Origin of the sequence: Micromonospora sp. NPDC049275, from assembly GCF_043197115.1 — a bacterium.
Taxonomy (GTDB): Bacteria; Actinomycetota; Actinomycetes; order Mycobacteriales; family Micromonosporaceae; genus Micromonospora.
In genome coordinates this window covers 177,334-183,590 of record NZ_JBICSN010000001.1, presented here as the reverse complement: position 1 = coordinate 183,590, position 6,257 = coordinate 177,334, and the positions used below count along the sequence as shown (strand labels likewise).

The 6,257-nt window shown below is 67.8% G+C and carries 6 protein-coding genes; all 6 read left to right on the top strand.

Annotated elements, in window-relative coordinates; all coding sequences use genetic code 11:
• Positions 1-182 precede the first annotated feature (182 nt).
• The 6 genes from ACGFIE_RS00890 (at position 183) to ACGFIE_RS00865 (ending at position 6,135) form a co-directional block, all read left to right on the top strand.
• Entirely contained in the window at positions 183-1,232 is a 1,050-nt protein-coding gene (locus ACGFIE_RS00890; RefSeq protein ID WP_393289669.1) for a fatty acid desaturase family protein, read from the top strand.
• A 138-nt stretch (positions 1,233-1,370) separates the two neighbouring features.
• Positions 1,371-2,474 (top strand): glycine amidinotransferase, encoded by a 1,104-nt coding sequence (locus ACGFIE_RS00885; RefSeq protein WP_393289667.1) that lies wholly within the window; start codon positions 1,371-1,373, stop codon positions 2,472-2,474.
• A gap of 82 nt (positions 2,475-2,556) precedes the next feature.
• Positions 2,557-3,843: a hypothetical protein gene (locus ACGFIE_RS00880; RefSeq protein ID WP_393289665.1), complete on the top strand. Its 1,287-nt coding sequence runs from the start codon at positions 2,557-2,559 to the stop codon at positions 3,841-3,843.
• Complete coding sequence (locus ACGFIE_RS00875; RefSeq protein ID WP_393289663.1) at positions 3,840-4,685, top strand: DUF3865 domain-containing protein; 846 nt, start codon at positions 3,840-3,842, stop codon at positions 4,683-4,685. The genes ACGFIE_RS00880 and ACGFIE_RS00875 overlap by 4 nt, the downstream gene beginning before the upstream one ends.
• A complete protein-coding gene (locus ACGFIE_RS00870; protein ID WP_393289661.1) occupies positions 4,685-5,110 on the top strand; it encodes a GFA family protein in 426 nt (141 codons plus the stop codon). The genes ACGFIE_RS00875 and ACGFIE_RS00870 overlap by 1 nt, the downstream gene beginning before the upstream one ends.
• Before the next feature lie 155 nt (positions 5,111-5,265).
• The gene (locus ACGFIE_RS00865) at positions 5,266-6,135 is read left to right on the top strand and encodes a dimethylarginine dimethylaminohydrolase family protein (protein WP_393289659.1); all 870 of its coding nucleotides are present in this window, start codon (positions 5,266-5,268) and stop codon (positions 6,133-6,135) included.
• Positions 6,136-6,257: the final 122 nt, after the last annotated feature.

Below are 6,257 nucleotides of genomic sequence, written 5' to 3'. Positions count from 1 at the left end.
CCCGACGCAAGGGCCCTCGTCTCCGTCTGATCCGCGCCGGACTGCCACCCGACTCACTCCGGTGCGCCCCGGTTAAGTAGCCGGTGGCGCGCCGGAGCGGCGCATGCCACGCGCCCCTGGGTTAGTTCTCCCTTGGGCTCCTGCTTCTGGAGGATCTGATGGCTAGCCCCACCTTTCGAGCGGTGCGGCACACCGCGCCGGCGCGACGTCGGACGCGCAGCGGGACCGGTGCATCGGGTCCCGTTCGCAAGGCACTCGGGGCCGACGTCGTAGGCCGTCTTGAGCAGCTGTGCGGCAGACCGACCATCGGCCTGTTCGACGTTTGCCAGGATATCGCCGCAGTTGCCCTCGCAGCGATCCTCGGCAGTCTCGTCGGCCATGTCGTCGGTCCGCTGCTGGCGGTCTGCTACATCGGTGTCCGGCAGCGACACCTGTCGAACCTGGCTCACGAGTGCGTCCACTCCAAGCTCATGGCCACCCGACTGGGGAACCGCGTCGTCGGCTATCTGCTGACGGGGTTGCTGGGGGAGGGGTTCTTGCCCTACCGCACCAGCCACTACGTGCATCACGCGAAGCTGGGGTCCGACGGCGATCCGATGTTCCAGTCTTACCAGGCGGGCAACATTCGTGCCGCCGGGCCAAATCCGAGCCGGCTCTCCTTCGTCCTGCGCGTCATCGTGCGCAATGCCATATGGCGGCTGCCGAAGGCCGCGCTGCTCACCCTCGTCAAAAAAGACCCGCAGGAGAGTTGGCGGGCGACAGCAGCACGGGCCGGACTGTGGGCAGTCGTCGTGGCGGTGTGTTGGCCCTTCGATGTCGTAGGGGCCCTGCTGCTGTACTGGCTGGTTCCGCTGGTCTTTGTCCGGCCGGTGGTCACGTGGATCACCGACCTGGGCAACCACGCCGGCCTGATCGAGGACAGCGACCCGATCCTGCAGACCCGCGGATGGTCCTCGCACGGTCTAACCCGGCACCTGCTCGGCGGCCACCTCGACGACATGTACCACCCCCTGCACCACTGGTGCCCGCAGATCCCCTGGCGCCGCCTACCCGAGGCCGCCGCCCTGGCGGCGCAGCACCTGGACCGGTGGAATGAGGTGCCCTGGTGCTCGGGCTACTTCTTCCGCCGCAGATCCACACCCGAGCGGCCGTGCGTGATCGAGGACATCATCCTGCGCCTCGCCGCTGACCCCTCGGCAAGCACACCGCGCACCGGCCACACGGCCGGCTGACAACACCCGTCCCATCAACCGACCGGCAATATGCCGCTCGGGTGGCACCTCCTGCGAGTGTGCTGTCCGACCAGGGGTGCCGGGCTGCGCCAAGGAGGCAGTATCCCAGTGACGCAAAGCAAAACCGCTGTCAGCGGTGTGCACAGCTTCGATGAGTGGTCTGCGCTGCGTGAGGTTGTCGTGGGCCGCGCGGAGCACTACACCGAGCATGACGTCGACGCGTCGTGGCTGCTGTTCTACTTCGAGAATGTGGCACCCGTCCTCAGCGGCGGAAGTGCCAACCGGCGCCTCGTACCGGTCCCGCCGCAGTTGGTCGACGAGCTCAACGAGGACATCGCCGGTCTGGCCGATGCCCTGGCAAGCTGCGGGGTGAAGGTGCTGCGACCCGCGGCTCCCGGCAAGGACGTCGACATTCGCTCCCCGCATTGGGACGCCCGCGCTACCCCGCCGCTCAACGTCCGCGACCAGAGCATCATCCTCGGACACACCATCGTCGAGACCGCACCCCACGTGCGCGCCCGCCTGTTCGAGAACGACCTACTCAAACCGATCTTCTACCGCTACTACAGTTCCGGTAGCAATTGGCTGAGCATGCCCCGGCCCGCGCTGGGCGCCGGCTCTCTGGACGACGCCTACTTCCGTCGCCAGGGCATCGACGTCTCCCGGGCTACGGACGCCGAAACGGCCCAGTCCATCGACGGACTCGGCCTGGAAATGGTCTTCGACGGGGCGCAGTGCATGCGGCTGGGCCGCGACGTGCTGGTCAACGTCGCCAACCGCAACCACGAGCTGGCGTTGCGGTGGCTTCGAGACAACTTTCCGCAGTTGCGCTTTCACGTCCTGGACGCCATGGCGGACAACCACATCGACAGCATCGTCGTGCCGCTGCGGCCGGGCCTGATGCTGCTGCGCTCGGCACGGTACCTGCCCTACCTGCCGAAGGCGATGCAGTCGTGGGAGGCCATCTACCCACCGCCGATGTCCGAGCCCGAACCGGATTACACCGACTTCGGCTTCATCATCCCCACCGCCAGCCGCTACATCGACATCAACGTGCTGTCGATCGACGAGAACACCGTCGTTGTCAACTCCCACTACCCCGAGCTGATCGCGGTGTTGGAAAAGCGCGGCTTCACCGTCGTGCCAGTGCGTCACCGACACCGCCGACTCTTTGGCGGGGGCTTTCACTGCTTCACCCTCGACACCGTGCGCGACGGCGGCTGCGAGGACTACCTGAGCTGATCGAGTTCAGCCCCACCCCTGATGCCCTACTCCCCAACCTGGCGGGCCGCCCAGCGCTGCCCCTGATCATGAGGAGAACCGAGTGCGAGCCCCCTGGCCGCCGAGCCCCAACTTCTGGACCGACGAGTTTCCCGCTCGAACGAATGGCAGAACCACACCGTTCCTGTTTAAAGGCATCGTGCCGACATCCGCGGCGAGCCCCGACGCCGTCCTGGACGGCTTCGCGGCGATCCGTCGGGCGCACGCCGCCGGAACCGAGATCTCGGCGCACGCCCGCGTTTACGTCGACGAAGACCGGCGCGACGACCTCCTGGATGCCGTGCTGACCGCGCCCGGCTGGCCGAACGGCGATTTTGTGTCGTGGATGCAGGAGGTGGCCGGCGCCGAGCGGTTCAGCCTGGTCATCAACAACCTGGAGACCGTCAGCCCATCCCTGGCCGCGGGCCTGGGCACGTTCCTCGCTTCCCTGTTCGACGGGTGGGGCGTGCCGATGGGCGGCGCCGAGCTGGTGGCGTTTGCCGGCAACTACAGCGGAACCGCGTTCGGCGTCCACGAGGGTTACGAGGACGCTTTCCTTACACACTACGGGCCCGGCGTCAAGCACTTTTACACCTGGTCGAACGAGGAGTATCAGAAGCTCACCGGCGGCAGCGACCCGCTGTACGGGAACTACCTGTGGCTGCTGGAGCACGGCGAGCACTTTGCACTCGAGCCGGGCGACGCCCTGTTCCTGCCCCGGCGGGTCTTCCACGTCGGCCGGCAGGACGAGTTCTCTGTGTCCGTGGCCGTACCGCTCTACACCTTCCCGGACGCGACGGTCCTGCGCCAGGCGGTCCTGCCCGATGTGATCGAGTCGCTGCTGACCGGCGGGCCCGACAGTGAGGTGGGTGGTCCTTCACCGATGGCCAACCGAGGCACCGGGAGCGCGCCGGTGGCCGAACGCCTGACCGACCTCGCCGCCCGAACCCTGGCTGCCGCGACACGGCGCGCTGGCGTGGCCGTCGAGCAGCACATCCGCCAGCGGTGGCACACCGTGCTGAGCAACGGCGGCTGGGAGATGGTGTCAGCCGACCTCGCCCGCGCCGAGGCGGTCGCCGCGTTCGACCCCGAGCACGTGATACCCGGTGCCGAGGTGGCCATCATCGCCCCCTACCGACTGCTCGTCACCGGCCAGCAGGCGTTCCTACGCGGATTCGAGGTCGCCGCCAACCCCGCGGTCCTCACTCCTGACCGGGTCGCGGCCCTCAACGCCGGGCCCCTGCTCTTGCCCGCGGACGACGACCTCGTGGCCGCCGTTCGCGTGCTCGGCGCCACCGGCGGCCTGACCGTCACCGCCCCCACCACGACCCTGAAGGAGGATCCGGCATGACCACCCTGGACAGCCTCACCGGCACCTCGCTGGTTGAGGCGCACCTCGACGCCAACCCCGAGACCCGCCACTTCCTGCACGCCACCCTGCTCGGCAAGCTGAACTCGGGCGACGACCTCGTCGACAAGCACCTCGCCCCGATGATCGACTCGGTGTACCGCAAAATCCGTGACCTCGTCGACCCGGGCACGCTCACCCAGGCGCAGGCGCGGACGTACATCGCCGAGCTCGCGGTGTTCGCCCGCTACAACGCGCAGTTCCTCCGGCTGGCCGCCGACACCGTGGCCGGCTTCTCCCCGGAACTCGCCCACGAGCTGCGCCGCAACTACCTGGAGGAGGGCGGCGAGCGCGGCAAGGTGCCCGCCCACTACATCCTCTACACCAACGCGCTGCTCAAGGACCTCGGACTGCTCGTCAACGGGCACGTCCCCGCCGCCGAGACGGCCACGCTCATCCTGCTGCACCAGGTCATGGTCAATTCGCACATGCCCAGCGTCATCGCCGGCGGCTACTACGCCACCGAAGGTGTCGCGATCGCCGAGACCGAGATCCTGCGCGACATCACCGACCGGTACGGCCAGCTGACGAGCCAGATGAGCGGCAAGGACCTCCCCTCGCTGGACTACTACTACCGGTTGCACCTCGACGACGACCACGAGGCCGCCCAGATCGGCGGGCTGAGCGTCGAGGCCGCCCACATCGAAGGTCTCGCCCAGTTCATCCGGAACAGCGACCTCTACGGATTCGACCTGCCACAGGCCGTCGAGGGTTTCCTGCAAATCTTCGGCGGGATGACACACTGGTGGACCCAATTGGCCTACCGTGCGAGGAATGTGAGCTGATGTCCGAAGAAAGCGGAGCAACCGAGGAAAGCACCGGCGGCTGCCTGTGCAAAAAGATCCGGTTCGTCGTTGTCGGGAAGCCCGACTATCCCCACGTCTGCAGTTGTCCACACTGCCAGAAACGAGCCGGCGGACCGATGCAGTCGTGGGTCGGCTTCCCCCTGGCGGGGCTGCGTTGGACTGGCGAAGGCGGCGAGCCGACCTGGTTCGACACCTTCAAGGGCGAAACCAAACGAGGCTTCTGCCCCACCTGCGGAAGCCACGTCGCCGCCTTCGACTACGGCGACACCACCATCGGCATCACCATCAGCGCCCTGGACAACCAGGACGACCCCCGCCTCGTCCCGGTCAACCAATCGTTTCGCGATGACGCGGTCGACTGGCTCCCCCAGGTGCCCGACACTCAGCCCAGCACCGTCAGCTAACGCCGAGCCGGGTGGCGGGCGATCCACACAGTGCCCGCCACCCGGCCGCCACGTTTGGGCCCTGCATCCTCCACCGCGTACGCACCACGACCAGCCCCTACGGGGAGTCGCCGGTTCCCACCCAGCCCAGGACACCCTGCTGGAGGCGCACTGCCATGCCCGCCACCGCGAACGCCGCCACCGAGTACGGCACCCTGCGCCGCGTCGCCATGCGCTACGCCAGCGATGTCAACCGCGCAGTGGACGGCCCCGACATCCACCCGGTTCTCGCCCGGCAAAAGGCCACCAGCACCTGGGCCGCCTACTCGCCCGCGAAGGTCCGCGCGCAGCAGGACGCCCTAATCCGTGTGCTGCATGAGCGCGGCACCGAGGTGGTCCTCCTTCCCGACGCGCCAGGCTGCTCAACCCAGCACTACCCCCGCGACATCGGGTTCGTCGTCGACGACGTCTTCTTCGCGGCCCGACTGAACTCCCCGCACCGCATACCCGAAGCCGATGCCCTCACCGACCACACGGCCGCCATGCCGACTCCCACCCAACTCGCGGCGGGCACCATCGAGGGCGGAGACGTCATGCTCCACGACGGTTGCGTTCTGGTGGGAATGAGTGAGGAAACCTCGCCCGACGGGGCTGACGCGCTCCAGGCCGCCCTTGCGCAGCACCGCATCGACCGCGAAGTCATCCCCATCCGGTTTGCCCGAGCCGGCATCGTCCACCTTGATGACCACTTCAACATCGTCGCCCCCGGCACCGCCCTCATCCACCGCGGTGCCTTCCCCCCGGCACAGGTTAACTGGCTCGACAAACGTTTCGACCTGATCGACGTCACCGACGACGAGGCACTCGCCGTCCAGGTCAACGTCCTAGCGGTCGCCCCCGGCGTCGTCGTCGTCGCCCAAGGCAGCGACCGGATCGCCGGCGAGCTGTCCACCCGCGGGATCGCGGTGATCAGCGTCGACTACTCCGAGGTGACCCACATCCCCGGATCGCTGCGCTGCACCACCCTCCCGCTCATTCGGAACTGACCCCACGCCTCAACGGGCGGGATCGCCGCCTTCACGGATCGATCGCGACAGCCCATTCGCGGTGCCGTGCGCCCTCATTACTCCTCGGCCACGGTCGGACCGATGTCCGACCTCACCGCCAC

Excerpts from the sequence above, each read along its gene's own strand:
- ACGFIE_RS00875 (WP_393289663.1), top strand. The coding sequence starts at position 3,840 with ATGACCACCCTGGACAGCCTCACCGGCACCTCGCTGGTTGAGGCGCAC.
- ACGFIE_RS00870 (WP_393289661.1), top strand. The coding sequence starts at position 4,685 with ATGTCCGAAGAAAGCGGAGCAACCGAGGAAAGCACCGGCGGCTGCCTG.
- ACGFIE_RS00865 (WP_393289659.1), top strand. The coding sequence starts at position 5,266 with ATGCCCGCCACCGCGAACGCCGCCACCGAGTACGGCACCCTGCGCCGC.